The organism is Borrelia hispanica CRI, from assembly GCF_000500065.1.
Lineage (GTDB): Bacteria > Spirochaetota > Spirochaetia > Borreliales > Borreliaceae > Borrelia > Borrelia hispanica.
Map to the genome: position 1 here is coordinate 1 of NZ_AYOU01000008.1, position 1900 is coordinate 1900.

Consider the following 1900-nt stretch of genomic DNA (forward strand, 5'->3'; position numbering starts at 1 on the left):
CAATTTTTTAATTGTGTATTATTTGGTAAGCGAGCAGAAACTCTTCTTCATTTTCTTCTTAAAGGCAAGCAAGTTGTTGTGCAAGGATCTATGAGACATGAGCAATATAAAGATAAACATAGTGAAGTTAATAAAATTAAAAGCATTATTTTTGTAGATCAACTGAGATTGTTTGGTGGGGATAGTAAGTATCATAATCCTAAAGTTGATATTCCTACTCCTACTCCTACTCCTGTTCCTGATTCTGCTTGTGAATTCAATGAAGATATTCCTTTTTAGAAGTTTATAAATGAGGTTTGGATTATATAGGAGGTTAAATGATATATGAAATTACAACAAAATGATAAAAGATTTGTTGAAGAGATTAGACGTTGGGGTTGTTACTTTTTATCTTTGCATTATTACATATCATCACTTACAAAGAACAAATTTGACTTTAATGATATTAATAATAATTATTATCAATTTGTTAGTTTAGGTTATATGAAGACTAATTGTTATATTTTAAATCCATGTAGAATCTTAAGTTTCTTTGGAATTAAACGAGATGTTCGTATTGAAAATAAATCTTATAAATGTTTAAAGGATGAATTTGAGATAAGTGAAGTTAATATAAAAAATATTGCAGGATCCCATTTTATGGCAACAAATAATACGGAAGTTTTATATGATCCTCTTTATCTTAAGGATAGAGGGCAAGAATATCATCTTAAATCTAAGCGTATATTTAGAAAAATATAAGTTCCTCTAATATATTATCTCCATTATTATTATTTATTATTAAAAGGCTATATGCCTTTTTTTTATGCTTATTTATTATGTCAAATCTTGATTTTTGTTAAGTTTGATTATATAATAGCTATGTGTTGAATTACCTTTAACCTATTTTTAACCTTTATTTCTAAAATAAAAAATTCTAACAAAGAGAATTGTAACTTCTTTTTGTTAGTTTTATTATAGTAATATATTGATTTAATGTTATGTTTTCATAGATTATATAACAATATATGAAATATACAATATTATTTAAAACCATCTTTAATATCATGATATGCTTTTAATTTACTTGCTTTTGAAAGTCCATAAACATTATCTATTTCAGTTGTTGATGAATATTTCATTAATTCTTTAATTTCAAATGAATTGTATCCTTTACTTTTAAGTGTTGCAATAAATATATTTCTACATATATGTAGTGATTTACGATGTTTAAATCCAGCTGATTTTAGTAGTAATTTAAACTTAATTGCAATTTTATTTATATTAATTTTGTTATCTTTAAATTTATTTTTGCTTTTTTGAAATAGATATGTACGTCTTGTGTCTTTGCCTTTAGATATAAAATAATCGTGATGTACTCTCATAATAGATTTATATTCATTTTCACTAATTACTACTTCTCTGATGCAAATACTGGTTCGCTTCTTTGCAACATTTACACGTAAACTATAAAATACCTCATCATTATTGCTTTTTTCTTGTGATATATCAGCAAGTTTGACATTTTGTATCTCTACTCCTCTACAACCAGTTATTGATAATATGTATACGAACCATCCAGAAATTGGGTCTATAGATTGAAGTTTTGTGATGCAGCGTTTTACAAGTTTTATTGTCTTTTCATTTAGATAGAATCTTATAGGAGTGGATTTGGGTTTAGTATTTTTAGTTTTAAGTTTACTTTTAATTAAAGACAATTCTTTGCTTAAATTTTCATTTTCTTTTACTATGTCTTTGAGTGTTTTATTAACTTTGTTAGATAAGTTCAAGTTAGTATCATTCATAAAGTTTACTTATTAACTAATGATTTTAAAAATTATAAAATGGTTAATTAATAGTTTAACAAATACTTATAAGTTTAGTCAATTTTTTGGGCCTTTCATTGTATGTTAAAAATGGC

The 1900-nt window shown here is 24.6% G+C and carries 3 protein-coding genes; 2 read left to right on the forward strand and 1 reads right to left on the reverse strand.

Translation table 11 applies throughout. From position 1 onward, the window contains the following. Together U880_RS09590 and U880_RS0100125 are read left to right on the forward strand one after the other, a co-directional pair. The coding region (locus tag U880_RS09590) for a single-stranded DNA-binding protein (protein WP_024654296.1) at positions 1–279 on the forward strand (279 nt) is incomplete at its 5' end. 45 nt (positions 280–324) lie between these two features. Then, on the forward strand, positions 325–741 hold the full coding sequence (locus U880_RS0100125; RefSeq protein ID WP_024654297.1) for a DUF261 domain-containing protein: 417 nt from the start codon (positions 325–327) through the stop codon (positions 739–741). A 281-nt stretch (positions 742–1022) separates the two neighbouring features. Here U880_RS0100125 and U880_RS0100130 read toward each other — a convergent pair whose 3' ends face one another. Further along, entirely contained in the window at positions 1023–1784 is a 762-nt protein-coding gene (locus U880_RS0100130; protein WP_024654298.1) for a site-specific integrase, read from the reverse strand. Positions 1785–1900 lie beyond the last annotated feature (116 nt).

What these genes read in the sequence shown, in the direction of transcription:
- U880_RS0100130 (WP_024654298.1), bottom strand. Translation starts at nt 1,784, where the DNA reads ATGAATGATACTAACTTGAACTTATCTAACAAAGTTAATAAAACACTC.
- U880_RS0100125 (WP_024654297.1), top strand. Translation starts at nt 325, where the DNA reads ATGAAATTACAACAAAATGATAAAAGATTTGTTGAAGAGATTAGACGT.